The organism is Bacteroides sp. 224 (genome assembly GCF_010500995.1).
GTDB lineage: Bacteria > Bacteroidota > Bacteroidia > Bacteroidales > Bacteroidaceae > Bacteroides.
Genome location: NZ_QVMK01000002.1, coordinates 12,877 through 38,834 on the forward strand (window position 1 = coordinate 12,877; position 25,958 = coordinate 38,834).

Annotated in this window: 36 protein-coding genes; 12 read left to right on the plus strand and 24 right to left on the minus strand. The window is 36.0% G+C overall.

The annotated features are described in order from the left end of the window. The first annotated feature begins 11 nt into the window (after nucleotides 1-11). The 12 genes from D0T60_RS01320 (at nucleotide 12) to D0T60_RS01375 (ending at nucleotide 4,519) form a co-directional block, all read left to right on the plus strand. Nucleotides 12-551 carry a hypothetical protein gene (locus D0T60_RS01320; RefSeq protein WP_163216350.1) on the plus strand — a complete coding sequence of 180 codons (540 nt, stop codon included), beginning with the start codon at nucleotides 12-14 and terminating at the stop codon, nucleotides 549-551. Between the two features lie 2 nt (nucleotides 552-553). Then, complete coding sequence (locus tag D0T60_RS01325; RefSeq protein ID WP_163216351.1) at nucleotides 554-805, plus strand: hypothetical protein; 252 nt, start codon at nucleotides 554-556, stop codon at nucleotides 803-805. Nucleotides 806-1,278: 473 nt separating this feature from the next. Beyond that, entirely contained in the window at nucleotides 1,279-1,695 is a 417-nt protein-coding gene (locus D0T60_RS01330) for a hypothetical protein (RefSeq protein ID WP_163216352.1), read from the plus strand. 6 nt (nucleotides 1,696-1,701) lie between these two features. Next, complete coding sequence (locus D0T60_RS01335; protein ID WP_163216353.1) at nucleotides 1,702-2,007, plus strand: hypothetical protein; 306 nt, start codon at nucleotides 1,702-1,704, stop codon at nucleotides 2,005-2,007. 183 nt (nucleotides 2,008-2,190) lie between these two features. Next, complete coding sequence (locus D0T60_RS01340; protein WP_163216354.1) at nucleotides 2,191-2,373, plus strand: hypothetical protein; 183 nt, start codon at nucleotides 2,191-2,193, stop codon at nucleotides 2,371-2,373. Between the two features lie 6 nt (nucleotides 2,374-2,379). Beyond that, on the plus strand, nucleotides 2,380-2,739 hold the full coding sequence (locus D0T60_RS01345; RefSeq protein ID WP_163216355.1) for a hypothetical protein: 360 nt from the start codon (nucleotides 2,380-2,382) through the stop codon (nucleotides 2,737-2,739). A 212-nt stretch (nucleotides 2,740-2,951) separates the two neighbouring features. Next, nucleotides 2,952-3,158 carry a hypothetical protein gene (locus D0T60_RS01350; RefSeq protein WP_163216356.1) on the plus strand — a complete coding sequence of 69 codons (207 nt, stop codon included), beginning with the start codon at nucleotides 2,952-2,954 and terminating at the stop codon, nucleotides 3,156-3,158. Continuing rightward, nucleotides 3,155-3,463 carry a hypothetical protein gene (locus tag D0T60_RS01355; RefSeq protein ID WP_163216357.1) on the plus strand — a complete coding sequence of 103 codons (309 nt, stop codon included), beginning with the start codon at nucleotides 3,155-3,157 and terminating at the stop codon, nucleotides 3,461-3,463. The genes D0T60_RS01350 and D0T60_RS01355 overlap by 4 nt, the downstream gene beginning before the upstream one ends. Further along, nucleotides 3,450-3,680, plus strand: a complete 231-nt coding sequence (locus D0T60_RS01360; RefSeq protein ID WP_163216358.1) for a hypothetical protein — start codon at nucleotides 3,450-3,452, stop codon at nucleotides 3,678-3,680. The genes D0T60_RS01355 and D0T60_RS01360 overlap by 14 nt, the downstream gene beginning before the upstream one ends. Before the next feature lie 7 nt (nucleotides 3,681-3,687). Beyond that, nucleotides 3,688-3,900 (plus strand): hypothetical protein, encoded by a 213-nt coding sequence (locus D0T60_RS01365; RefSeq protein WP_163216359.1) that lies wholly within the window; start codon nucleotides 3,688-3,690, stop codon nucleotides 3,898-3,900. 2 nt (nucleotides 3,901-3,902) lie between these two features. After that, on the plus strand, nucleotides 3,903-4,289 hold the full coding sequence (locus D0T60_RS01370) for a hypothetical protein (RefSeq protein ID WP_163216360.1): 387 nt from the start codon (nucleotides 3,903-3,905) through the stop codon (nucleotides 4,287-4,289). Between the two features lie 11 nt (nucleotides 4,290-4,300). Beyond that, the gene (locus tag D0T60_RS01375; RefSeq protein ID WP_163216361.1) at nucleotides 4,301-4,519 is read left to right on the plus strand and encodes a hypothetical protein; all 219 of its coding nucleotides are present in this window, start codon (nucleotides 4,301-4,303) and stop codon (nucleotides 4,517-4,519) included. Nucleotides 4,520-4,604: 85 nt separating this feature from the next. On the opposite strand, the gene D0T60_RS01380 is transcribed toward D0T60_RS01375, so the two are convergent. From D0T60_RS01380 to D0T60_RS01500, 24 genes are all read right to left on the minus strand, one after another. Continuing rightward, on the minus strand, nucleotides 4,605-5,621 hold the full coding sequence (locus D0T60_RS01380) for a hypothetical protein (protein ID WP_163216362.1): 1,017 nt from the start codon (nucleotides 5,619-5,621) through the stop codon (nucleotides 4,605-4,607). 2 nt (nucleotides 5,622-5,623) lie between these two features. After that, nucleotides 5,624-6,901, minus strand: a complete 1,278-nt coding sequence (locus tag D0T60_RS01385) for a phage terminase large subunit (RefSeq protein ID WP_370524363.1) — start codon at nucleotides 6,899-6,901, stop codon at nucleotides 5,624-5,626. A gap of 551 nt (nucleotides 6,902-7,452) precedes the next feature. Further along, nucleotides 7,453-8,232 (minus strand): hypothetical protein, encoded by a 780-nt coding sequence (locus tag D0T60_RS01395; RefSeq protein WP_163216364.1) that lies wholly within the window; start codon nucleotides 8,230-8,232, stop codon nucleotides 7,453-7,455. 118 nt (nucleotides 8,233-8,350) lie between these two features. After that, on the minus strand, nucleotides 8,351-8,677 hold the full coding sequence (locus tag D0T60_RS01400) for an RNA-binding protein (protein WP_163216365.1): 327 nt from the start codon (nucleotides 8,675-8,677) through the stop codon (nucleotides 8,351-8,353). 42 nt (nucleotides 8,678-8,719) lie between these two features. Continuing rightward, entirely contained in the window at nucleotides 8,720-9,307 is a 588-nt protein-coding gene (locus tag D0T60_RS01405; RefSeq protein WP_163216366.1) for a hypothetical protein, read from the minus strand. Next, a complete protein-coding gene (locus tag D0T60_RS01410; RefSeq protein WP_163216367.1) occupies nucleotides 9,304-9,756 on the minus strand; it encodes a DUF5675 family protein in 453 nt (150 codons plus the stop codon). The genes D0T60_RS01405 and D0T60_RS01410 overlap by 4 nt, the downstream gene beginning before the upstream one ends. 15 nt (nucleotides 9,757-9,771) lie before the next feature. Continuing rightward, the gene (locus D0T60_RS01415; protein ID WP_163216368.1) at nucleotides 9,772-9,975 is read right to left on the minus strand and encodes a hypothetical protein; all 204 of its coding nucleotides are present in this window, start codon (nucleotides 9,973-9,975) and stop codon (nucleotides 9,772-9,774) included. Between the two features lie 9 nt (nucleotides 9,976-9,984). Beyond that, on the minus strand, nucleotides 9,985-10,320 hold the full coding sequence (locus D0T60_RS01420) for a hypothetical protein (protein WP_163216369.1): 336 nt from the start codon (nucleotides 10,318-10,320) through the stop codon (nucleotides 9,985-9,987). Nucleotides 10,321-10,354: 34 nt separating this feature from the next. Then, entirely contained in the window at nucleotides 10,355-10,852 is a 498-nt protein-coding gene (locus D0T60_RS01425) for a terminase small subunit (protein WP_163216370.1), read from the minus strand. A 62-nt stretch (nucleotides 10,853-10,914) separates the two neighbouring features. Continuing rightward, nucleotides 10,915-11,184, minus strand: a complete 270-nt coding sequence (locus D0T60_RS01430) for a hypothetical protein (protein ID WP_163216371.1) — start codon at nucleotides 11,182-11,184, stop codon at nucleotides 10,915-10,917. 7 nt (nucleotides 11,185-11,191) lie between these two features. Further along, complete coding sequence (locus D0T60_RS01435) at nucleotides 11,192-11,974, minus strand: PolC-type DNA polymerase III (protein WP_163216372.1); 783 nt, start codon at nucleotides 11,972-11,974, stop codon at nucleotides 11,192-11,194. A gap of 3 nt (nucleotides 11,975-11,977) precedes the next feature. Then, entirely contained in the window at nucleotides 11,978-12,481 is a 504-nt protein-coding gene (locus D0T60_RS01440) for a guanylate kinase (RefSeq protein WP_163216373.1), read from the minus strand. Beyond that, nucleotides 12,478-14,541 carry a DNA polymerase III subunit alpha gene (locus D0T60_RS01445; RefSeq protein ID WP_163216591.1) on the minus strand — a complete coding sequence of 688 codons (2,064 nt, stop codon included), beginning with the start codon at nucleotides 14,539-14,541 and terminating at the stop codon, nucleotides 12,478-12,480. Before D0T60_RS01445 ends, D0T60_RS01440 begins: the two co-directional genes overlap by 4 nt. Before the next feature lie 118 nt (nucleotides 14,542-14,659). After that, entirely contained in the window at nucleotides 14,660-15,196 is a 537-nt protein-coding gene (locus tag D0T60_RS01450) for an NUMOD4 domain-containing protein (RefSeq protein ID WP_163216374.1), read from the minus strand. Between the two features lies 1 nt (nucleotide 15,197). Next, the gene (locus tag D0T60_RS01455) at nucleotides 15,198-16,496 is read right to left on the minus strand and encodes an ATP-dependent RecD-like DNA helicase (RefSeq protein ID WP_163216375.1); all 1,299 of its coding nucleotides are present in this window, start codon (nucleotides 16,494-16,496) and stop codon (nucleotides 15,198-15,200) included. 3 nt (nucleotides 16,497-16,499) lie between these two features. Then, nucleotides 16,500-18,212: a PHP domain-containing protein gene (locus D0T60_RS01460; RefSeq protein WP_163216376.1), complete on the minus strand. Its 1,713-nt coding sequence runs from the start codon at nucleotides 18,210-18,212 to the stop codon at nucleotides 16,500-16,502. Further along, nucleotides 18,209-19,249 (minus strand): toprim domain-containing protein, encoded by a 1,041-nt coding sequence (locus D0T60_RS01465; RefSeq protein WP_163216377.1) that lies wholly within the window; start codon nucleotides 19,247-19,249, stop codon nucleotides 18,209-18,211. Before D0T60_RS01465 ends, D0T60_RS01460 begins: the two co-directional genes overlap by 4 nt. A gap of 7 nt (nucleotides 19,250-19,256) precedes the next feature. Beyond that, nucleotides 19,257-20,615 carry a DnaB-like helicase C-terminal domain-containing protein gene (locus D0T60_RS01470; protein ID WP_163216378.1) on the minus strand — a complete coding sequence of 453 codons (1,359 nt, stop codon included), beginning with the start codon at nucleotides 20,613-20,615 and terminating at the stop codon, nucleotides 19,257-19,259. Further along, complete coding sequence (locus D0T60_RS01475) at nucleotides 20,596-21,189, minus strand: hypothetical protein (RefSeq protein ID WP_239059473.1); 594 nt, start codon at nucleotides 21,187-21,189, stop codon at nucleotides 20,596-20,598. Before D0T60_RS01475 ends, D0T60_RS01470 begins: the two co-directional genes overlap by 20 nt. Then, nucleotides 21,167-21,790, minus strand: a complete 624-nt coding sequence (locus D0T60_RS01480; RefSeq protein ID WP_370524361.1) for an RNA polymerase sigma factor — start codon at nucleotides 21,788-21,790, stop codon at nucleotides 21,167-21,169. The genes D0T60_RS01475 and D0T60_RS01480 overlap by 23 nt, the downstream gene beginning before the upstream one ends. After that, the gene (locus D0T60_RS01485; RefSeq protein WP_163216379.1) at nucleotides 21,745-22,026 is read right to left on the minus strand and encodes a hypothetical protein; all 282 of its coding nucleotides are present in this window, start codon (nucleotides 22,024-22,026) and stop codon (nucleotides 21,745-21,747) included. The genes D0T60_RS01480 and D0T60_RS01485 overlap by 46 nt, the downstream gene beginning before the upstream one ends. 12 nt (nucleotides 22,027-22,038) lie before the next feature. After that, a complete protein-coding gene (locus D0T60_RS01490; RefSeq protein ID WP_163216380.1) occupies nucleotides 22,039-22,542 on the minus strand; it encodes a hypothetical protein in 504 nt (167 codons plus the stop codon). Beyond that, the gene (locus D0T60_RS01495) at nucleotides 22,532-24,859 is read right to left on the minus strand and encodes an AAA family ATPase (protein WP_163216381.1); all 2,328 of its coding nucleotides are present in this window, start codon (nucleotides 24,857-24,859) and stop codon (nucleotides 22,532-22,534) included. The genes D0T60_RS01490 and D0T60_RS01495 overlap by 11 nt, the downstream gene beginning before the upstream one ends. Before the next feature lie 2 nt (nucleotides 24,860-24,861). Then, complete coding sequence (locus tag D0T60_RS01500; protein WP_163216382.1) at nucleotides 24,862-25,905, minus strand: phosphoesterase; 1,044 nt, start codon at nucleotides 25,903-25,905, stop codon at nucleotides 24,862-24,864. Between the last annotated feature and the right edge of the window lie 53 nt (nucleotides 25,906-25,958).

Consider the following 25,958-nt stretch of genomic DNA (forward strand, 5'->3'; position numbering starts at 1 on the left):
TATAGAATAATATGAACGCATTAGCAAGATTAACATCATTCAATCAACTTCAGATTGGAGATAAAGTCACAAGAGTGACCATTAATGGATTCCAAGTGTTTGTGTATATGGGAGACGACCCACATGCAAAAAAGGAAGAACACAAAAATCAATACGGATATTTCCTTGACTCCTTTGGGCGTACAAAAGTCGAAAGATGGTATTCCGGCTATCTTGATCGAGATAGAGTGTATGTAGGCTATGATTCCAGACTTGTCAAATGTATTGAATATGAATTACTGGAAGAAAGGCTAAATCAACTTAAAGGAAAGTTAGATATATCAGTTGAAAACTGCACAAAAGAAAAAGATGTAAAATACCCACTCGCTTTCATCACTTCTGCTGGATGTTTAAAACTTAAACATCCTTCGGAGTTATCGCCTGATGGAACCCCAAGATATTTCGCTAACCCAAACTCTGATGCCACTTATTGTTTGAAAGACTGCCTAAATGACTATGTTCCAGTTTGGTCTGAACGTTTTTTGAAGGAATATCAAAAAAATAATAGATAAATATGAAAGAATTAATCATTGGAGTAGCGCTATTGCTCATAGCGCTCTTGTTTGTAGGACACTTTTCAATTAGTGTAAAACCATTCAGCATTTCATTACCTTACTGGCACCGCTCTATCGGGGTGTTTTTTATCATCATAGGTTTCTATGTCTATAATATCGGAGAACGATCAAAAGGATACAGAGATGGTTTGAAAGATGGCTGCAACACAGTTTTGGAAATGATAATGGAAAAGCAGAAGAAAAGTAAGTAAAGGAGAATAAGTACAATTACCCAAGAAAATGAAATTAAGAATAGCAAAGAAAATCCTCAGAAAGTCACAAATAGGGTGCAGTAAATGCCATAGAGCCAAACTCTACTGTAAACATTGCAATTATTCTACCATACAGAGAAATAAGGCAAACACTATTTTAAATAGACTTCGTAGTAGATTGATTAGAATGTCTATGGCAGCTGGGATTGCTTAATGAAATTTTAAATAAAACAAGAATAGGAAAATGAGAAAAGTATACCCCAACGGCTCCAAACGCAATTTGTGTTTTTTATACTTCAAAATTGGAGACCCCAGAATCCCACAACTTAAAGGATGTTTTACAATAGACAATTACCTCTACGCAGTCAGTCATATTGATTACAATTATGATTCTGGAGAAGTGGAGGTTAGAGGATATTGTAATTATTGGGGAAGTGATTTGGATAAACAATTTAATTCTTAACGATTAAAATATGGGATTTACAACAGAGTGTTTAATCAGAAAAAACACAAGAAAAATTCGCAGAAAGCTGTCTTTGATTGGATACGAAAATGACACAAGAAAAATGCGATGTATTACCACGTTAGAATGTTATTATGGAAAACGGCCAAGAACAGTAACATATCGAAGTGATCAAATGATAGAATGCGCTTTAAAACAGGGGTTCATTGATTGTGGAGATAATGAAGATTTGTTTTTTGCAATTGCGGCTTTAAGGGATGACACTGACATATTTCAATGGTTTACAGACGGTGAAAAATGGGTCATCAGTGATATCCATCATTTACTTGAATTGAAAGAGTATTTTGAAGAAATCGGATTTGATTATTCTAAGACTCATAAAGCAACAGTTGGGGAACTTATTAGTCATTTTAATAATAACTTATAGATAGAAATGATGGAAAGAACAAAGTGTATAACATTCGACAAAGCTGCACAGGACGCTTTGCCGGAACATATTCAGGAGAAAATGAAAGCTGATCGCGCAAAGGCGAGAGAGGAACGAATTCTCAACCGGTTAAAGGACGGTGAACAATTCACTGGAACGCACTTCGCCGGAAACGTAACCCCTATAGAAATAAAAGGAGAAATACTTGCTGTCAAGTGTGAGAGAACAGGTTCTGCCTGGCACGAAGATTGGAACTTACAACATACCCTTTGGGGTTTTGAGAGTGGAGAATATTCTTTTATTAATGCGTAAAACTGTATAGAAATATGAAAACTGGGTACATGATTAAACAGACAAAAGTGTTAGGGCACCTTGTCCATGAGGCTACCAAAACAAAAATAGCAGTATATAAACCGATTAATAGGTTTAGGCGACTTATGATAAAATGGTGCTTCGGATTTAGATACGAGACTGTAGAATCAATACTGACTAAAAATGATGGAAACAATAAATCACAAAATTAGAAATAAGCTAACTCCCCTCAAAAACATTATTGCACTCATAGAAAAATATGAGAATGCAACGAATGGGGAGGACAAAAGAAAGACGATAGAGTTCATAATTAATTCAAAGGCTTTGTTACAGAAGTCGCTTGATGAATTACTTGAAATTGAATAAAAAGATATGAAACGAGTTGCATATTTTGGAACACAAGGAGGCGGTGTGGCTGGGCATTATTTTACTGCAATTGTGGGGCAATTCAGCCGTGAAGAAGAGCGTGAAGTTATTCGATTGGATAGTGATAAAACGACAGCCATTTTCGAAGGAAAAAGACAGTTCAAATTCTTTGACTATGGTAAATATAAGTGCCTTGCTTTAAATGCCAGTCCAGACGATAAGCGAGGTGGAAGTATCACAATAGCCTTAGTTGAAAATGCTACCGAATACAAGGAGGTGCTGGATGCTATTGAAACCTCCAACTTTATGAGAAACCAGTTTGATAGATTGGTGAAAATAACAGGCATTCCTATGCCACAGGTATAATGTAAAACCAAGGACATGGAACAAGTTATTTTAAGAAATAAGAGAGAGTGGGATGAGTGGTATATGTTTTCTGACAAAAATTGGTTGCTAATTTCATCAGAAGAGCAAACCCCAAATGAATATCCCTGTATTTTGATTTGTCACGAGGTAATCAATCCACACAATCGAGATAATATGTATTATGATTTTGTTTATTTATCATCATTCACTTAATGGGAAAAATAATAATCAATGGAATATGTTACGAATCTCTTCCATGTAAAGAGGAAGATTGGCTATGTAACTGCTGTGATTTAAAAGACATAACTATTATGTGCGACGAAGGCAGATGTCCGGCATGTGATATTGTAGATGCTGCAAATAATAGACTTTTTGTCGAAATGGGAAAAGTTGAAGAAATTAAATTCGTAGAAAAATGAAAACAGGAATTGAAATTATCGCCGAAGAAAGAGAACGGCAAATAAATGTAGAAGGATGGGATGCAGACCATGACGACATTGGCAACAATGACGAACAACTGGCAATGGCCGCTGTAACCTATGCCATACCTTCAGACTACAGAGAATATGAGCTTCAGATAAAAAACACCTGGCCATGGGATATAAGTTGGTGGAAGCCTACCCCAAATGATCGTATAAGAGAATTAGCCAAAGCCGGAGCACTTATTGCTGCCGAGATTGATAGATTACAGAGAATGCAATTTAACAATAATGGTGAGCAGTAAAACAAAAACTATCACAAAGTTTTATGTGTCCATTGGAGGAAAAGAAGTGGCCTTTCGAACTAAAGAAACAGCAATTAAAGTTGGAAAGATGGCTTTAAAAACTAATAGTGATATTAAACTAATTGAAGAATATCTTCTCTGGGACATTACTCCGGGCATTCCAGCTCAATTAATAGACAAACAGAGATTTGATAGAACAATATTAATCAGTTTATAAATATAAAATGGAAAACTTAATTAAAGCATTGCAGATACTGTTAAAGTATGGCAACCCGGATTACCCAACACATTGCGAGCATGACGTTCTTTATGTTGACATCTCTCCAGAGCTTGTTTCTGAAGAGGACAAGAAAGAACTTGAAGAGCTTGGGTTCTATTCTGGTGAAGATTCAGATTTTGAAGATGGGTTTTATTCTTATAAATATGGGAGTTGTTAATTATGGAAGAGGAAAATAGATGTACGCTCTCGAATGCAGAACTAATTACAAAAAGCAATGAGTGGGTTAGCAAACTTGCCAGAACTGGAGGACAAGCATGGAACTTGCGTGTTCCTGTTGATTTTAATAATGATCCGGATATGCTTTTCTGCGAAATGGCAAAAAGACTGAAAGAATATGATGAAATGGAGACTCGATTCTGTCTTATTCTTGATCATGCCAGTATGGGCAATATGAGTAAGCCAAACTACACTGTAGAAGCAATGAAATCTGTAATCGACGACGCTCAACAAAAACACTTCTACGAACTTTTTAAGTCGGATATAGAAACTATCCTCAATGCTGGAGGTACAATTGATGATGTGAAAAAATATATTAATGATTTATAGAAAAACAAATTATGGAAGCAAAGTTTAAAAAGGGAGACAATGCAGTTATAAACAATCATCCTAACTCTGAAATGATTGGAAAAACAGTTTTAATTGAAGTTGTTGGACACGCTAAATTTAAAGAAGGTGCTGGATTTGAGGACCAAGCTGTCTACCGAGTTTCATTGAATGGCAAGAATCTTGGCTGGGCACCAGAAGAAGATTTGTCGATCCATTCTGGAAATTTCTAACATTTGGAGTGTAAAAAGCAATGGGTGGATAGCTTCACAGCCTTCCACCCATTTTAGTTAAGCAGTAAAAATTAAAAGAAAAGAATCAAATTTGCCAAGGATTTTTATACGGGTCATAGTCCCGCTGGAAAGTTGCTACTTGCCAGTCTGTGATAGGCTTGTTGTCTTCGTCTAACTTCCTTGGTATTTGTGGATTTATCCGTAATTTCGAGGCATCTCTCAGCCATCGAGTAGTTTCTTCATAGTCAGTGATTCTTACCTCACTAACATTATTTGGCGAAATCAATTTATGTACTTCATATATAGCTATTCGCGCAATATGTTTCTTCAAGTTTTTGTTTCTGGGGTCTCCTAATTTTACATTGTATCCCTCTTTTACTTCATCGGAATTTACTTCCATTGTCGGAATATAAACTGCGCCATCAAATACAACATATTCGTTGTCAGAGAACTCATATTCATTGTACTCCGGATCATAATCTCCGATAAGTCCCCAGTTGTCTGAAATGTCCGGATTTTCAGTTAAGTCTATTTCTGCTGTGTCAAGTAACGCATAAAAATTACCACCCCAACTTACCACATCCCAAACATTATATTCAAAATTGGCTTCCCAAGGATATGCCGATACTTGCTCCCAACCGGTTAATCCAGGTATGCGTATATTTCCATAATCAAGGCCATTATATTCAAGGCACTTATAGAGAGTGTTTGCAAAAGATACAATATCACCCGGAGCATAGCTTTTCAACTGGAGGTAAACCATTGGTTCTTCTTTTGGCATATCGGTGTACTCTTCCCAGTAATTTATATTTGTTGGAGCTACATATCCACCAATAGTCCGTATCACTTCCCAAATTTTATTGTCTTTATAGAAATGACTTCCAACCGGATATGTGATTTGCCGGTTCTGCTCTATAATATTCTTTCCTACCAGTAGAGCTTTTTCCACCTCATAATTCTCAGTCAGATATTCAAGAATGGATGCCTCAGCATTTTCTTCTGCTCTATCTAAACATTTTTCGTCTTCACGAATCAATTGATTTAGGTGCTTTTCTGTGATAAGCCCACTATAATCAGAATTATTTAGAAATCTTTGATACATTATTAAAACTCAAAAGCACCATAAACCGGTGTGGTAGTTGTTTCGATTGTAGATTGATTTCTTTGATATTTCTTCCAGCTATCCTTTAAAAAGTAACAGATGGCATAATCAAGACAATCTGAAAGGTGTCCATACTTCTCGTATTTCTGACCGGTTTTAGGATCAGTTACTTTTGCTTTAGATTTTGTACCATCAGGGTTTTTCTTCTGGTAAGTTAAATCTTCCGCAAATCTACGGCACCGCATATCAATTAATATCTCCCAACCATCATAGCCCTTAAACAATTCATTTATAAATTCCAACCTGGCTGTTTGTGATGGCTGCTTGCTCAACAATTTGGTTTTTGCCCTCAAAATAGGACTGTCCATATTGCTTAGAATGATTGTGTAATTATTCACACCATCTTCTGTCTGAGTTGATCGAGCAAGTCCTGAAGGATCACCCGTTATGAATAGACCCCCAACGTGTTTTTCGGTTAAATATTTCTTAGAAATCTTTTTGGCCAACATCGGAGTATTATTCTCTTTAGCTTCCGGCTTACCAAGTATTTCCTCCAGTATATATACTTTTTTATTATCGTAATCAAACTGCATAGATAACGTACTCATAAACGGAGATACGTTAAAGTCCCAACTAACAATAATTGGATTTAGTGAATTATAGACTTTTTCCCGTAATCCGGACACCAAATGCTTTTCTCCTGAGAATTCCCAGTAAGCAGCCATTTCATTGACATCAATAAAATCCCAGTTACCATAAAGAAGCCTTTCCTTTGTTGCCTTATCCCGTATTTTATTTAAAGATGCTTCGTATGTTTGCCTGAAGGCTATATCCGGATTGTCAAATATAGAAAATGGCACATAAGCTTCCCCCTCTTTACACACAACAGGATTTCCGTCGTCATCTTGAACGAATCTACTGCGAACCCAATTGATTGTAGGGTTGGTAGAGAGAAACATTCTGGGGGTCTTAAATGTCTCGTGTGTGCGCCATCTAAGACGAGAAAAGAGAACTTCTACAGCTCTTTCCGAAATCTCCGAAACCTCATCGACAAAGGCTATTGTGTACTCCGAAGAGCCAAATCGTTCAAAGTTTGGGTCTGAAGGCAAGTCAACCATCTCTTTTAATAAGATGACCGAATCATTCCAGAAAGTAACAGTTCCCTCTAAGTTGTTGATTTTATAATTTACCCCCTCTTTTAGCCCCCACGTCTTCAGGATTGTCTTTATAGTGTTGAAAGTGGATTCTTTCAAAGATTTGATAGTTTTACGAGCTACCACTGCTCGGATATTCTCAAACCGAATACAACTACTTATAATCCATGCGCTTCCTAAGTATGATTTTCCTCCCAATTATATTCGCCAAGGTTCGCTACCCCCTTGACCGGTTTCCCTGCTATATGTTTCCATATAGATTAGACTATATCTTCATCCGTTTCCGGAGGCCCTTGTTTCCAATCGCTTGATTGTACTTCCTTTCGGAATAGTCGTTGAACCTTGCTTTATGCCTGGCTGCTGATCACCTGTACGGCTTCCCAGCAATTAAAGGGCTTGTTGTCGACACGTTACCGTGAAGGCTGGCAGTGGAGTCGTTTACCAGCAGCTCCCCCACCCAATATAAGTTGGGGCAGATTTTGTGTTTTACATGATGTGCATTGTGGTTTGTATTGAGGGTTTCCTTTAGGGTCATGTCCTATTAAAACCTGTTTTATATTCCCCCCACAATGAGGACAGTAATCTGGTTGCAACAGTTTCCAAAGTTCATATTGTCTTGGAGACGGCTCCAAATTTATAGTCAAATTTTTAGGTGCTTTTAATAATCCATACGCCATTTATAAATATTTCCAAGTGTAACCACCAGCTGTTCTATATCTACCAGACAAAACTGAACTTATACTTGTTGGATTTACCCCAAGTGAAGCGGCAGCAATCTTGATAGACTCAAATTGATATATTTTTCCATCTTTTTGTCCAACAACTTTCCTTCGATGGTGTCGTGGACCTGTATTTAGTGATGATTTGTTTAAATAAACTGGCGGTTCTTCACAATGACTAAACATAAATCCTTTATGAGAAATAAAATTTTGACTTTTGTTTAGGCATCTCATAACAGCGCGTCTATCTAAATTTAACGAATCACACATAAACCTTAAACTCAACCATTCATCCAGTAATTTTCCATCCTTATCAAAACGGTACACTGTTTTTCTATTTGGTTGTTTTTCTCTATTATTTTTCAGTAAATCTTCATCATAACAATTTTTCACTCCCTTATTCCACGGGATTGTCATGTCACTGACATAATAACCTCCTTCCTGTACATTTAGTAAAGAGCCCCCTTCATAACTTCTTTTATATAACCGAATCAGTTCTACTTCTTTTAGTACAGCATCTTCTTCATTGCCCTCAAAAACGGTTTCAATAATCGGCACTAAACCTAAGTCATCCAATTTTAGAATCCATTTATCTTTCCTACTTAAATATTCGCCCTTTCTTTTTCTTGTTTTAGCATCCTTACGGTGCGTTTTGAATCTGTGCCATGCAGTATTATTTGAAATACCAACATATTTTATCAAATTATCTAAAGGGTCTTTTAATATATAGACTATCATCGTTTATGAATAGTCTATAGGAGGAGGTAAAAGTTTATTTATGAATTACATATAAAATTAAAAAGACGTGCCATATTAAGGTGACACGTCTTTTCTTATATGTTACGAAACAAGATTTTTAAGAATTCGCTGCATCATATATTTTCTCAACTGTCAGCCAGAAATCATCCGGGAAAGCAGTTTCGACAAGGCTTTCACAGGATTTCTTCAAATAATCAATTTCCTCTTTCGAAAACTCCACAGCTAACGGGCATTCAAAATCTTTTTTAGAATCCCATTCAATTTTTCCGTCTTCCGGGTGTTCTATAATCGAATATTCCTTTTTGTCCTTTTTCGTGATCGCAATTTTTGCAATAATGCCACGCTTCAAGTTAAACTCTGTAAACTTGCCTTGCTGGGGAAACATCTGAGGGATGTAAAATCTGTCTTTGATATATAAATCCATAATTCTTTTTATTTATGAATAGCTCTGTAAAACAATCAGGGTTTAAGAATTGGAAAATAATTTTTTAAACAGACCGCCACTCTTCAACTTTTTATATGAACACATGATTATAAATGCAAGAATCAAAACAGTAGAAAAAGCAAGAGACACCCAAAACCATTCTGTTTTTTGAATTAATCTGGAGTCCTTTTCACTTATTGAAGACTCAAGTAATTCTATCTCTTTATCTTTACTTTCTATGATCTTGTTTTTTTCAGATAAAAGTTTTTCATATTTTTCCTCTGTTTCTTTTATTGCTTTTTCCTGAGCCTCTTTGAGAGCCTTTTCATTTGTGACATAAATTTTTGTCGTTGTTGATTTTGGCGCTCCACCTTTAGGGCTTTCTAAAGTAGGTTCATAAAAATCCGTGGTGTGCTCTATCAAAGCTTCCGTCTTTTCAGTTTCCTCTCTGGTGCTCTTTTCAGTTTCCTCTGTTGTATTTTTCGTCAAAAATTCCTCCTCATGTTTGTCTGATTCAGTTTCTTGTATAGTATTTTCCACCTCATTGTATGAGGTTTCATTATTTTTCAGTGTGCGACATCCAGACAACGACAAGCAAACGAGAAATAATAGTATTACTGTTTTTTTCATTCTATTGTTATTGTTAAGTTGTATCTATCTTTCAATAGAGTTTCGTACAATTTTTTAAATGTTGCCGTTGAATTCATCACAGCACCCTTTACGTTATTGGCTCCTACTAAAAGACAACCCTCTGTATCTTTAGGGTAATTCCCAATATGAATCAAAATCCCATCGTATCCTGGAACATTTAGCAAACGAGGTAATTTGCCCCCACAAAATTTATACGCATCACGAGTTGAATATTTAGGACTTACAACCTCCAGTGTTATTTTATATGTCCCCGCCGGAATAGCTGTTTCTCGTTTTATTTTCTTCTGAGCGATTTCTGCAAGTGACATGTTTTGGGTTAGTCCTCTATCTTTGTCCTCCAGTGTATCGCAAAAATAAACCCCATCAATGTACAGTTTTCCGATAGTGTACCCGTCTGTTCTCGCAATTCTTTTTAATAATAGTTTCATTCATAGTCTTTATAGCTATACAATTGAACTAAGAGGAACAAACCATTCTAATTCATCCTCAAAAGGCTCTCCAATCAAAGTGACCCAACAACCTTTCATTTTGCGATTTTCTGAATCTAATACTTCATCGACAATTACTTCTCGTCCGCAAAGTTCATCCAGTTTCATTTCTGTTAATTCCTTTGAAGGAATGATTATAACCTTATCTCCTTTTTTCATAATCTTTAATTAAAATCCTGTAGGTGGTGTTCTTTTTAGACAAGCAGGAACTTCACATTTTAAAATTGCCAGCCTTGTGTTGTCTACCACTAATTTTTTTATCTCTTTATGCAATTCAACTTTCTCATCTCTATGTTCTTCTATTTTAGAATAGAGAGAATCAATTTTTTCATTCAATTCTTTGATTTCGGATTTTGTTTCATCGTATAGCTTTTTCCACTCTTCTGATTGCTTGGCTTCATTTTCAATATTTTTTGTTTTTCTCATTTGAGGAAAAAACATAAAAGCAGTAATATTCCCGCCAATCAAGCCAACCACAGTGGCGATTACAGTTCCCAAATCCATTTAATTCAGTGTCATTTTAGTTTAAATTTATATGTTAGTTATCTTCAGTTTCTTTTTGTAATTTTTCTGGAGTGGGAACGATAACATTAAATACAATGCCACCCTCACCAGTGCCCTCAATGTTGAGTTTACTGACATTTGCTTCTTTAATAGGATGTAAATCCATAAGCGCTTTCGTTGCTTGTACGGCAACACTTCGTAATGGAGCTGGGGAGAGTTTTGTTCCTCGTCGGTCTGTATATTCCGCTGTAGAAGTTTCTTCTATTATTTTAAAAAGATTTTCTGTTAATCTTTTTTTCATGTGCTTAGCTTCTTCATAGCTTAAAGACTCAAGCTCTTCTATGTGGTTTTTAATATGTTTTTGAGAAAGAAGCCTTTTCGCTTTTCCGGCTGAAGTTGTAGAAGTGATATTGAATGCCTCTTCGTAACATTTAGGCGCATTGCCACAATAAGGTGCGCATCCATTTACAAATAGCTCGCAGAATACAAGTTCTTGGTCTGTAAGAGAAGAATTTATTTCGTTATTTTCCATTATCCATAATACAAATAAAGCCCTGAAAAGTCAGGGCCTTTCTGAATATGAATAGTGTATATCTAACTATTTTGTTTTTTGTGTTCCAATAATTTGGACATGATTTCTTTTCTAAATAAATCAGCGATTCCACTAACAGCAGCTTCAACATCCTCAACACTGTTAATATATTCCATATTGAAATTTATCATAAGGTCATATCCGGATATTTCTATTAATGTTTGATTTATTTCGTCATTTACAATAGCACACACTGTTCTATCTGTTATCATTTTGAATTCAACAGTGTGTTCATCTTCTGTGTTCACAATTTGTTTTTTTTCGTCCATCATATTAGAATCATATTTTAAAATGCTTTCTACTTTTCTCTGTCTTGGAAATAGCTAATGATTCTCCGGGTATTGTTCCACCGACACTTCTTAGTCTTTGGGTGAGAACACTGACTACATTTGTAGTTGCAGATACGTCAGCGTCGGCATCGTGAGCGTCGTCCAATTCAATCCCCAATCTTTCACACATGATTTCTAATTTGTATGAATTCATATTAGGAATATGACACATCGCTAATTGACCAAGCGAAATTGTGTCCAACGCTAACGGCTGAAAATTGCCATAGAAATCAGCTTGTCCGCGAAGTAGTTTTGACAACTCTCCAGTCAATCCTGCATAAGCCATCATTTGTTGCAAAAAACCAACGTCAAATCCGACATTTTGCCCAATTAAAAATGGCTTCATATTCTTTGGAGTTTTCTCTGGAGTATTACGTTTTATAAACTCAATAACTTCAGCGGCCACAACCTCAATATTTTTACCCATCCCATAAAGCATATCCATTGTAATAGCTGAATATGTCAAAGCTTTTGCGTCATACTCCATAGGATTGCTTTCAGGTACATCATGTTTGCTTTTTAATACTTTCCTTTTAGCCCCCACTCCTTTAACTTCCTTTTGATCGTATGGCTGAATGTAGCTCATATAGGAATCAAGACGCTCAAATGTATCCAATCTTGTTGCATGAATAGAGATTTGAGTACATGCCGCAGTTTGACATTTTAATCCTCCAGTTTCAAAGTCTAATGTAAATGCTACTAATACTGTTGCTTCTTCTTTTGGTGCAGCCATAACTTAAATATTTTCAACCATTAATAATAATTTTTCTTCAAATTCTTCTACTGTTCCGTTATTTTCAATCACATGTTTGTATAACAGATCATTTACTTGAATTCTATTCGAGTCTCTTTCAATTCTTTCCTTTGCAACGCTTGCTGCAATTTTCTCATTGTTACGGTCAATATATACGGCATGTATTTCTGTAAAATTAGCGTATATCAAGTCTTTCAACCCTTTTTCATCAACTACATAGACACATAATGAATCATCTGGAACTTGGCTGAAAGTTGCCCAATAATGATAACCACCATAATATGTGTACGCCATCATTTCAAGCATGTCCGGCATGTCTTTCTCAGATACAAAATGATGTTCAACTCCATTTGTTTCCCCTTCTCTCATTGGACGTGTTGTATAAGACACGATGTCTGGAACCCCAGCTTTCTTTTTGAGAATTTGCGTTGCCAATGTTTTACCAGCCCCAGATGGGCCTACAATTGCGATAATTCCTAATTTCATAATACTTCTACAATCGAATTTTTAGTAAACTGTAAACTATTCTTTCCCGAATAATCGCTGTACTTTACGATAGCCGAGAATATTATCAATTTGTCTTTTGCATTCAATAGTTTCCCTCTATTGTCAGCATATTCGCCAGGCCAAATAACACATTCGCAAGTGTCATTATTTTGCTGTAACACCATTTTACAAAATGTTTCAGTGTCTCCTGTTTTCTTATTTTTGAATTTTTTTTCTTCGATTTCTACAATAGTCGCACAAATTGCTACTTTTTTACCCTCTTCTTCTAATGGGGCTATTCCCTGTAAGGTAGAATAGGAAGCTTTTCCTCTAATAGCAGTTTTTGCTTCTGAGTTATCATAAATACGTTTGTAATCAATAGCTCCGATTCCTGAAACTTTCACCTGTTGCTGTGACCAGAAATAATGCTTGTTTCTCATTTCAATCGGAATATCTTTTTCTTTAATCTCAAACCCTAATCGATTTGCTGCTTTTTCAAGTATGGCGTAGCGTTCAACAACTGATTCTGCTTTCTCTATCTTGTCGAAACATCCAGCCAAAATAAGATTAGAAACATGTCTGGCATTAACTGGACATCTCTCCACTTCATCTTCATTATCCGGATCATCCCAGTATTCATATTTTTTCAACTTGTATTTGAAAACTCGATCTATAAAATTTTCAATACTGGTGAAATCCCCATTTTTATTGCGTTCCCCAACAATCCAACTTACCGCCTTTGTCCCAAGTTGTTTTATACGTGACAAAGACCAGAAAATAGAATTGGAGGCATAATCAGTGTAAAATTTTTCTTCACTAACATTTATATCTGGAGGTACAACTTTCGCATTGCTACACGCTTCCATTTCCCCCATTAATGTAACAAGTTCATCGTCATCAGCCCACTGTAAAGCCACTGTATAAAATGCAGTTGGGTAATTTGCTTTAAGGAAAGCTCCTACATAAGATGTTACTGCATAAGCGGTAGCATGTGATTTATTAAATAAATAGCTTCCACATGCCTCAATTTGATTCCAGAGAGCGATTGCATCTTCATTTGGGCAACCATTTTTCTTAGCGCCTTCCATGAACTTGCTTTTCATTTCTTGAATTTTATCTGTCTTCTTTTTTGAAATTAGCTTTACCAGCTTCACACCATCTCCAAGAGAGAAATCACCGACTTCTCTGGAGATTAAAACCACCTGTTCCTGATAAGTAATCAAACCATAAGTGTCCTTCAGTGCATTGTAAGTCCCCCAAAGATATGTCGGAGCCACTAACCCACTCTTACAATCAATATATGCTTCTGTTGATCCATTTTCTAAGGTGGCTGGACGATACAATGCGTTCGCTGCAATTAGGTCATTGATGCACGTAGGTTTCATGCTAACCAAGAATTTAGTCATCCCCCTTGAAGCAAACTGGAAAACGTTTTGTGTAAATCCTTGCGCCAATAGCTCGTAAGCTTTTGCGTTATCTAAATCGCTTGTTGCAATTAATTCTAATGATAAGTTTGTTCCATATTCACGGTTACAGATATTCATTGTTGATTGCAGCTTAGATAGTTCTTTTGTGGCCAAGCAGTCATTTTTCAATAAGCCAAGCTCATCCAACTCATAGCCATCATTCTCAGAAACTAAAATTCCGTCAACTTTTTTGATGGGGATAAAATCAAAACATTCCGCACTCTCCCCATCCTTTTCGTCTGGCGTTACAAGTAGGGCCGATGCGTGAATTGAAGCTGAACGTGGCTGAAACATTAATGTTCGAATATCTTCAAATAAATCAGGGTAATCTTCAACGAACTTAGCAACCTTTCTGTTTTCAGCTGCTAACTTGAATATGCCTGTAAAATCACATTTGTCATCATCAAATATAGCTGTTAGATAATTAACCAATTGTGGGGGTATACGTTTTGTTCGCCCAACATCTTTCAATACCGCTTTTACTTTCAATGTAGTCAATGTTCCTGCTGAGAATACACGTTGCTTTCCATTATAATTATAACGGGTTTCAATATATTCTTTTATTTCACCCCTTCTATCTGACTGAAAATCAATATCTACATCCGACCTTACGGCAGGGAGCCATTGGCTCCCTGCAAATACCCTCCATCAACGAAGCAATCAAGAACATTGACCGACTTCGTACTTTTAATTTGTTTTACATTTAAAATTTTCATTTGAAATAAGTTTTATTGTTAACTATGTTACATATTGTTTGCTTATGGACACCATAAGTTGCAGCTAAGTCTTTTTGCAAAACACCCTTGGAGTGTTGTTCCCTGATTTCAGCAGCTTGTTGATTTGTCAGCTTTGCATTAGTACTTAATTCTCCATAATCATTTTTAAGCATGTTTGCTACCGAATGATCTATGTTTACCTGATGCGTAACAACCTCTAAATTGGCGGCTCTATTGTCAAATCTTACTCCATTTTTATGATTGACTTCTAATTTTGAATTTGTATCTAACTCTAAAAACACAATAGCCACCAGCCTATGTATCAAAAATTTATGTGTACAGTTGTACTTGCTTAATTGAATGCTTAAATAGTTGCATGTTGCGCCTTTAAATGGTGTTAGTACCCTTCCTTTACAAAACTGAATTGTCCCATCACTTTTGTCAACATACCTATCAACACTTCTAACGTTACCATTATTACTTACTTGATAGTATCCTTCATATTCAGGAATATCTTTCCAAACTTCTTTCATTCTATGTTTTCATACAACTACTGTTAAAAAAGTTATTTGCTTTTTTATAAGCTTTTTCAAATTGAAGTAATTCATAATCTGGAATAATGTGTCGTTTATCAATAAAGGTATCCGAAACAATGCCTTCCAGTGTCCTGCATCGACTTAAAGCTACATAAATTTGCCCTGGACAGAAAACACCTTGGGTGTGTATAACCACACGATCAAAAGTTAACCCTTGGCTCTTATGAATAGTAATGGCCCACGCTAAAGTGATAGGAAACTGCGTGCAGCTACCTTTTTCTTTTGCTGTTATTTCTCCATCTTCCATCTTATATTCATAAGTTACCCACTTGCATTTTGAGATTCCAACAGTTGATCCATTATCTAATTTTATAACTATAGTCTTATCATCAATGCTTTCAACTACCCCAAGTGTGCCATTACAATACTGTTGGAATCGATCATTTACCAGTATCATAACACGTGCGTCCTTTCTAACCATAAGTTTGCGATCACATGGAGCGCTATTTAATGAGAAATCACCTTCAACCTCTGCATAAAATGTATGAGTCGGCTCTCCCAACATAGTTTCATTGATATTCTGAACGTCCTTTTTATGAGTGCAGATATGAATGTATTGGTTGTCAAATTTGTCACTAATCTTTTTATTTCTCAGCTCTTCCAATTCTTCTAAATCACTATTAGTGATCTTGTATTCACGAATATTATTCAAAAGTTCAATGAATCTCGGTTCTGATTGTCGAAATATGCGATTTAGCTCTACTATGTGAAAACCATTCTCTTGGAATGCTTTTGCATAGAAAAAGTAAATCCCACTGTAAAACTGCAATAAGATAGATTTTTCATCATCAAGAACAACTGGTGGCAATTGAAATAGGTCTCCAAACATGATGACCTGAACCCCACCAAAAGGAAGAGAGCAGTTTCTACATATTTGCAATCTCCTATTTATGAAATCTAATACATCAGGGCGTACCATGCTGATTTCATCAATAACAAGAACCTCCATTGAATTAAGTATTTCCGCTTTTTCCTGACTTATGGTTGATTTGATACTTGTATAAGGATTTATAGGTCCAAATGGGATATTGAACAAACTATGAAGAGTTACACCACCTGCATTTATAGCTGCAACGCCGGTTGGAGCGGCTATAAGAAACTGTTTTTGAACTGTTTCTTTTATATACCTCAACAGAGTCGTCTTTCCAGTACCCGCTTTTCCTGTTATATATATTGTCGAATTTGTATTATTAATCAAATCCAACGCTTCTTTCATTTCATCTGTAATTGTTATCATGGTTTATAACTCATTTATGGTAAATAAAACATCTCTGTTGTCAAACAGAATATCATCCCCTTCCTGTATCTCATCAGCATATACTACTATTGAATCATGTTCCGCTTCTCTCTTTACGATTAATTCGGCATCCTTATCTACTTTGATTGTTTTTCCGTTTTCAAGAGTGATTTCAATGAAATCGTTCGATGAAATATCCTCAGATATAATAGTTGTTTCAGAGGGATACAAACCCGCTCTTTCCGGAAGAAGAAATCGTTCAAAAATCAAGTCGTATTTTATCGGATCAATTAAAGTTATGCCTAACAAAAATAACAGTAGTGAACCAGCAGCTGACCCACGGCCACACCCTACCAATATACCATTTTGTCTTGCCCAGTTGCATGTGTCATACTGCACAAGAAGGTAGTCTACATTGTTTGTAGACTCAATGATATATTTTTCATATTCCATTTGTTTCCGGTACTGTTCTTCTTTACCTTTCGGCACCAATCGCTCAAACCCTTCATCTAAAAGTTGATTAAACATATTATGAGCACTTCCATATTTCCTGGCTTCTTCCAGAGTCAGGTCATATTTAGGCATGAAATTTCGAGTATTGTCAAACCGGGCATTTGCGTTTTCCAGTATATCCATTGAGTTATCACAACATTCTTGAAATAATGCTGGAATATCCCATTTTTCACTATCAAACAATTGCTCAAACAAACTGTAATGATCATCAACATCTTTGTAAAACTGTTCCTCACTTTGTTCGTGAGCAGCGCCTTCTGCGACTTTGTTTAAAATGATTTTATTCTTTGCATCATCTCGGTCGAGATAATAACAATCGGTCAGAAGTACTGGTGGAAGATCGAATTCTTTATCTTGATATATTTCATCAAAATATAGTTTAGCTGCGTTCAAGACTTTAACATCAATCCTCTCAGCCTTATATTCTGATAAATCAACCTGAAAGAAAACATCAATGAAATTGTCTTGTAAATCCCAGACAGCTTCCTTATTGTCTTTAATCCAAAAAGAAGAATATTTATTTAAAACAATAATATTTCCATCACCGCGACGAATAAGCTCATCAAATTGAATAGTTTTATCAGAACTATCGACCATAATAGCCTTTTGAATTCTCAACAGATTTTGCAGCCCTTTCTGCGTCTGCACATAGACTTTAGCTCCAATTTTGTTTTCACCTTCAATGAAATTCAACGAATACCCAAAGACAAATTTTAGGTTTTTCGCTTCACATTCTTTTTGAAGGTTAAAGCAGGCAGCCATGGTATTCTGGTCACATATTCCAATACCAGGATGTCTGCAAAATTGTGCTTTTTCTACCCATGACTTCGGCATAAAGCTTCCATTAAGCAATTCATAGGGGGTGTGGATACCCAAGTTTGCATATTCAAACTGTTGTGATGGTGGTACTTTTTCACCAATATACTTTAGAATATTAAGCTTGAAATCTTTGCGTAAATCTGTATAATAGAAATTATTGCCAAATTTAAAAACAGCATAATTAATACCTTCTTCAATTAATACAGATGGCTGTTCCATGCTGTTAAATACCAGAGCGCCATCTTTATTTTTTTTAAAAATAGATTGGATTTTATCGGTATCTTCAAAAAACATTTTTCCAAAACCGATTATTTCAATTACTTCATCATCAATCACTTTATATGAAACCTTATTAGTGATCAACCATTCTATCAATTCTTTCATAACTGAATAGTGTTTAATTTATATTCCACTGGGGTCTTTAAGTTTGAAGAAAAGACATCATAAATATCCCAAAAATCCATACTATCAAAATCGGCATCTGGAAGGTCAATATACGCTATAAAAGTGTCGAAATACTCATTCAACTGCATTGCAGTGTTATTTATAGCCTCAACTGCATCACCATCATATCCGAGAACAACGGTTTTTACACCCTTTGTTTGTAGTTTGTAGATTTGAGTTTGTGAGATTTTCTTTCCGAAAGTCGCAACAACGGCAACTCGCTCATTGTCATACAATTCAAGCTTACGAGTCAAAGCAACAACATCAAATACTCCTTCAACAATGATTACAGTGTCTGTTTCATCTTCAATCACACTATCGTAGTTATACAATAGTTTTGAAAAATCATTTTCCATACTGTTGTTGTATCGCCTGATTTCATATTTACCAGCTCGTCTTGCTTTCCGGTTGTAGTCTTCAATTTTATCTTTCGACCAGATATGTCTTGATATATACCCTACAATATCACCATTATCAATAATGGGGAATACTACATAATTCTCAAATTTAAAATTCAAACCACGCGTAGTGCCAACTGGGAAATAATCATAGTCATCGCTTGTAAATCCACGTTCTTTTAGGTAAGGATTCTTAAAGCATTTCTTCCACCCTTCAGGCATTTCTACAACAGATAACTCATCGTCAATTTCGTTTTCATCATCCAACTGAAAGAAAGGGTTTTGTTCAGTTATTGGTCGAAAATCAGCAGTTTCAACCAGTTTCAAATCCGAACGGCCAATATCTTCCAGTAGTTGATTGATGTCTTTTGTTGTATGCCCACACGAAAAACAGTGACTAACAAACAGCTTTTTCTTATCAGTTTCTTTGCCAATATATATGCCAAATTTTCCACCTTCTTTGCCGCAATAAGGGCATCTGGGAGCAATAAGATTTTTATTACCCCCATCAGGTTTAGCGTGCAACTCTATTGACAATTCACTAATAAGATGCTCTCTATCTTGTTTCGTAATAACCATAATGCAACTAATTTACTTTGTTGAGATTTAGTGTTCTAACAGGATCATAAAATTGTTCGGAGTTGTAGTCTGTTGCAATTTTAAATGGCTCTCCTTTTTCAAAAAAACGACTTTTAGCAACATAGAGCCGCATAACTCGTTCTTTTCTTTCTCGGTCGCTCTGATTTAAAGTAATCAGATGTGTCATTGGACGAGCCAGACCTTTCGCTTCAGCGCAATTATATTCGGTAAGAACATTTTTCTCATCATTCAGCCAGTCCCTATTTTCTATAGTCGCTTGATATGTTCCGACCATCCAAACTTTCTCGTCCGCAGCTAAATCTTTCAAATCATTAGCCACAGCTATTCTTTGATGCCGGGTGCCATTCTCGCTCCATTTTTTGCCGCTGGAATCAGTAAGCAAGTCTATCGAATCAATTATCACCACATCTGGGTTAATACCATATCTTTTCCTAAATTCGCCAATACCATTTTTTACATCAATGGTAGAAACTTTGGTATTGAATTTTGGATAAGACTTAACAAACAACGCCCCGGATACAGATTGAATCATTTCTTCCATTTTGGCGATATCCGCATCACGCAATGTGCCAGTTTCATAACGAAATGTGTTGCAAGCAACCAATGATGCGGAATAAGCATTAGCAACTTCATCTTCACTTCCTTCTAACTGAAAATGGAGAACATTGAGCCCATCGATTTGACAAGCGCATTTTCCAATCCATCTGGCCGCATGACTTTTACCAACTCCGGTAGGTGCAAGAAAACAGGACAGCTGTGTTCTTAGTTCCCTGCCTTCATTCATTACATCAAGGTCATCTATGTAAAATCTGGTAATCGGAGATAATTTGTTTTCTGAATTATGTCTTTGCCTGTTTGCTTTGAATCTTTGTCCAAATGTTCCCAACACATCAATGAATTCCGATGACCTCAAACTGAACGAGTTAACCCAGTCAACGTATTCGTGCATTTTATCAGAAGAGCCTTTATGATCTTGTTGTACGAAAAGTTTTCCAACTTCCTGATACATTTTTTGGAACCTTACTTGCTTAATATATTCTTCTAACTGCTCTAATAGAACTTCAGATTCTATTGGAGAAGCAGTGTCATAAATATCTTCTAATAATATGGATGCACCTCTATTGCTCACCATCATTTGTTTCAAAACGCTATATGATGGAGATTTTTTGTATGATTGAAAATACTCACAGAGATAATTATGCAATGCCTGAAAGTCCCGGTCTGGAAGATATTCTTTTTTTAAATGCTCTGAAACAACCCCAAGTATGTAGTCGTTTTCCATACAGGTCATAAACAGGTCCATAAGAAACTCCGGCGTTAACACATTATTCTTTTGGTTTGCCATATTCTAAACGAATTCGATAAAGTTCGGGATACTTACTTTGCGTTTCCTTCTTACAATCCTGTTGGAAATTACACTGTTCACACGTTTCTGAAACAGGGCTCCAACCAAGTGTGGATGTCTGGCAAAGCAAGTACCCAATCTTTTGGTTTAACAGTCTCTTTTTAGTGCTCTCTTCAGACAAAACATGAATGTATTTTGCCTGTGGATGCTCTTTTCTGTCAGCTATTAGGTTGTATAAATAATCCCTTGTTAATTGAGCTTCGGACAACCAATTATCTTCGTAATACACCTTTCCTTGCTTAGACTCTCTAAATCGGGTTTGTGATTTTGGGCCAAAAACTTGCTGTATGGTCCACTTTTCCCTTTCCCGAAAAGTATGAGCTGCACATATACAGAAATCTACAAGACGCTCTTTTGTAATTATTCCGTATTCTTTTTCGAATTCGTCTAAAAATTTGGAGATAGCGCGGATGGTTATACCTCCTTGCGAAAAACGGAAGGACTTATCAACCAACCGGGTCACTATCTCCGTATAAACGGTCATTACTTGTTTAATTTGTCTTTCTCTTGCCATCTCTTGTTAGGTGATTCTTTAGATGTTGACGAGCAAGGAATAATCTACTTTTAACCGTTTCTATATTGCGAGATTTTAATGTCCCCTTCTTAAACTCAATTTCAGCTATTTCTTTCAATGAATAACCTGCTTCCTGAAGGAGAAAAGCATCTCTATGAATACTTTTCATCCCGTTTAAAACAGAGAGAATGTCATCGTTGTATAATTCTTTATAATTATCGACACCCATCGTATTTCCACTTACTTCGCTATCACTAAAAACAGAATCAGCGTACATTTCAATGTCCTGATCATAGTTGTTAATATCAAGTTGTTTTCTTTTCCTCTCTATTTCGGCAATTTGCCGTTTAGTGACAATATGTAGCCAAGTAAGTATAGAGCGATTTGGGTCGTAGGTTTCAATTCTACGATAAAAGTTCACAAGAACCTCTGTGTAATTTTCTTCTACGTTAGCTGAATTGTAGGTGTAGTTGATGCACAACTTATACACCATATTTAAGTAAGGGGTAACGTATTTTTCAAATAATGAATTTCTTCGTTCAGCAACTTTAGGGTCTAATTCTGGATCGGTGATTGTTGCTCCGCATATCTGTTCTTCCACGACTGGCCTACCTCTTTGTTAAACAATAGAGATGCTTCTTCAGTCAATTGATGGGCTTTGCAGTATCCTTTCCAATGTTTTTCCCTTATTTTGAATTCTGTACGAACTTGCTCATTAGATGGTTTTTCTTCTTGTTCCAAAAACTCATAGAAACCCATCAATAATTCTGCAAGGACATTAAAATGTTTCTGTGATTCGCGAGCTTGTGCTCGTCGATTTCGTCTCGCTATACTCATTACGATTTACTTTTATAGATTAAATTTCCTTATATAATACATAAAGATGTGTGTTGCATCTGCTTCATTGTCATCCACCGGGTTTGTCTTCCAGCGCGTTTTGCAAAAATCAACCATCATCTTTTTGTCAGCATTGCCATTTCCAGTAGCCCATTTTTTTACTGTTCTGAGGTTTAAGAATATTGGCTCTGGCAAATCCAAGCTGTCGCATATTTCAAACAGTATGCCTCTGAATTCTGATAACTTCCGAGATGACGCGAACTCTTTACTTGATCTTCCGCAATTCACGTCCTCTGCGACAATTACTTTAATGTTATGATTGGTTATAAACTCAATTAGCGTGTCCCGGAATGCCTTATGCTGTTTATTGTTGTTTCTGCGCATACTTTCCGAGAAATCCCAAGTTCCGCTTCCATGAGTTGAATAATATCCTGTATGGGTTGCAATATCCAAACCCAGAACATTATCCCGTGTTATTTTGGAATTTTCTGCCTTGTCTCCATGATTAGTTTTCATTTATAAATGATACACCGTTTTTCTTATTCACAATTAATCTATGTGGGTAGTTCTCGGCAATGTTGCCATGGCTAACCACCAATGATGTAATCTGGAGGGAATTTAGTGCTTCGAATATATTAGCTAAACCGGATTCATCTGTGGCTTCCAAGATTTCATCCAATACTAATAAGTCGAGACCTTTGCCGTCCTCGCAACTTACATTAGTCAATTTGTGCATAGCAAGAATATTGGCCAGGTTAACACGAGCCTTTTCTCCTTCTGAGAATTTGTCAAATGAGCCGCAATCAATACCGTTCCGGATAAGGGAAATAGAAATCTTATCGCGGACTTTACCTGTTTTTAGTACAGTATAGCCACTGAAACGAATCCTAATATCACTCCCAATTTGTTCCAAAAATTTATTGGTCATTTCTCCCAAGGCATCTATTTTACTGTTTGCCAGATGCGTTTTAAATTCAAGAAATCGACGTTCTTGTGCTTTTAGCTCATTTACTTTATCTTCATGCTTACGTTTGTCTGAATTAGATTCTTCAAGTTTTTTTTCATACTCTTTTAAGCTTTCTTTCAACTGAGAGACCAAAGATTCTTCTTTAACGACATCCAAATCTTTTATTGATTTCTGGAAGGTAGCAATAGAACCATTGCTTGTCGAAATATTAAGCTCTTGCTGTTCAATTTGAGATTCAGACTCTTTTGTCAATCTGTCTACAATGCCAAACGCAGAGTCAAACATATCATCTAATACACGGTCAAGTTTGTCTTCGATCTGTTTTAATTTTCCATTAACAGTATCATTTTTTTCTTTTAATGATTGATGATTTTCGTTAAGTTTATTGACATCAATGCCCTTTACTCGAAGCTTTTCATACTCTTTATCTAACTCATTTGACAATTCTTTTTGGTTGGAAGTAATTTGAGTTTTGTTATCAGCAAATTCCTTTATATCAGCCTCTTTCTTTGTGTATTTACCAGAGAGCACTTGAAGATTTTTCTCCGATTTTTCAATCAGTACTTTTGTTGCTATGATATCAACATCTGGATCAAGAACGAAAGTGTGTTTGCATTTAGGACAAACAATCTCTCCCGCAATCTTATTTTTTAATTCAGTAATTTGTTTCTTGATCTGCTGTTGCTGTTTGTTTATGTCTTCCAGCTCACTCTCTGCTTTATCGGCTTTTTCTTTTGCAAGAGACAGTTCTTTTTTGAGTTGGTTTACTTTTTCCGTATTTAAAGCCTCAAAAGAAAAGTAGTTTTTACGAATAACTTCGAGTTCCTTTTTTGCTTTTTCGTATTCAACTAAAGCTTGTTCTGCCTTATCGGTTACTAATTCTTGTTCTTTCTGTATTTCAACCAATTCGTCAGAAAGTTCTTTTGATTTCTCACTCCAATCCTCAAATCCAGCAATTTCGTTCTTTTCAAATATCAACCGAATTGAATTATAGCTATCCAACAAAGAAAGACTCTCATCGCCTTCTATGTTAATGATTGAATTGTAAGTGTCGTCCAATACTGACAAACGATTTTTGTGAGACCTAATCATTAGATTTGCCCCCTCAATAATCTTTTTCTTGTTTTCGACAGCTTCTTCCAGCTCTTTCTTTCGCTGGGCTTTATTTGTTTTGTTGGCAGCCTCATCGTCATTCGCTTTGACGATTTGTTCCTCGATAGCGGTAATACTACCTTCAATAGAGGAGACTTTAAGTTCAGCTGCTCTCAACAATCCCACTTCAGGGTCTAAATCTTTGTTTAATGCGTCAATGGCATCATCGACAATTATAGCATTCGAGAAACGGTTGATGATCTCCTTTTTGTCTTTATCAGGACTGGAAAGGAAACATTGGAATTTGTGTTTACTTAAAATGAAATTGCTGAAAATATCATCTTTAGATAAGCCAATTTTCCCAAGGATATATTTATTGTATTCAGAAACACCTGATTGCTTGGTTTCTTCTGATTCAACCTCTTTCCCATTTTTACAAATACGACACTCAATCTGTTGGGGGTTTTTCCTATAAAATGTTCTTTCAACAATAAAATCCTCCCCAGACAAACTATTGTGGAAAACAGCCTTAACAAAAGCATTTTCAGATGAATCGTTTATTATTTCATCTATCTTGACTTTCCTTAAAGGTTCGCCGGTAAAAGCAATCGAAATAGCTTCCAATAAAGCAGATTTTCCCGACCCATTAGAACCTTGTGAGTCATTATCCATATTATTACCAAATACAAGGGTGGTAACACCTTGCGTAAGGTTATAAGCAAGCTCTTTAAATGCTGCTATATTCTCTGCTGTTATATTAGTTAATGACCACATATTCAATTAATTTTATCGAGGTACTTTAGACCCAATTCAACATTAAGGAATTCTTTTTGCTCACAAAAGCTGGTGTATTCTTTTTTGATACCTAATTTATCAAACTTGGACTCCAGTGTTGCTTGCTGACATACACCCGGAAGAACATCATCTGTAACAATATCAATCTTTGACACGCCAGCGGAAAGCAATTTGCTTTTATCTACCAATGAGGCTTCTGCTGCACTACAATTGATTTTAGTTTTAATGAGGTATTGAGGGTTTTTAGCAAGTACTGTAACTTCGGCCAGCATTGCATCATTTATTTGCTTAGATGTAAGCTCAAAAACCTTATAGCGAATATTTACTTTGTTTTTGATGAACTTTGTACTCCCATCGGAATAAAGCAAGGTGTACCCCTTCTCTTCATCTTCTCCAAAATTATGTTGACGGGAAGAGCCGATGTATTCGATATTTGTATTTTTGATTTTACAACGATTGTGATAATGCCCAACCAGCACCTTGTCGAAATCTTTAAATGCTTTGGTTGGCAATTCATTATCTGTGGCTACAGCCAACGCTCCATTAATTCCTTGGTGTGCGTACAATATATTATAACGAGATTTATCAAGATTGGCGATAATGCAATTTAATCTATCTATACAGCTTCCGTTCTCAGGGAAATAGCTCATTATATAGAGTGAAACATCATCATAATCATAGCACTTCACATCATCTATTGCAAACACACCTGGATATTGATCGAAAACATGACTGTATCCATAAATAGATTCTTGATCAACCTTACAGTGATTCCCTTCCGATAATGTCACATCAATACCTAATTTATTGCTTCTCATAAAAGCATCGCGGACGGCCAATAATGTACTCAACGTTTGCGATGAACGACTTTGCCATAAATCACCTCCAACGATTAAGTCAGGAATCCCCTCCTTTTGACATATTGATAAAGCCTCGTCCCAATTCTTATGAAATTCTGGAATATTATCTTTGCTGACATGCACATCATTGATCAATAATGCACATGGTACTTTGTTTTCTACCATAAATCATTTAGGATTAGGGCACGCCAACTTAATGACGTGCCCATATTGGGATT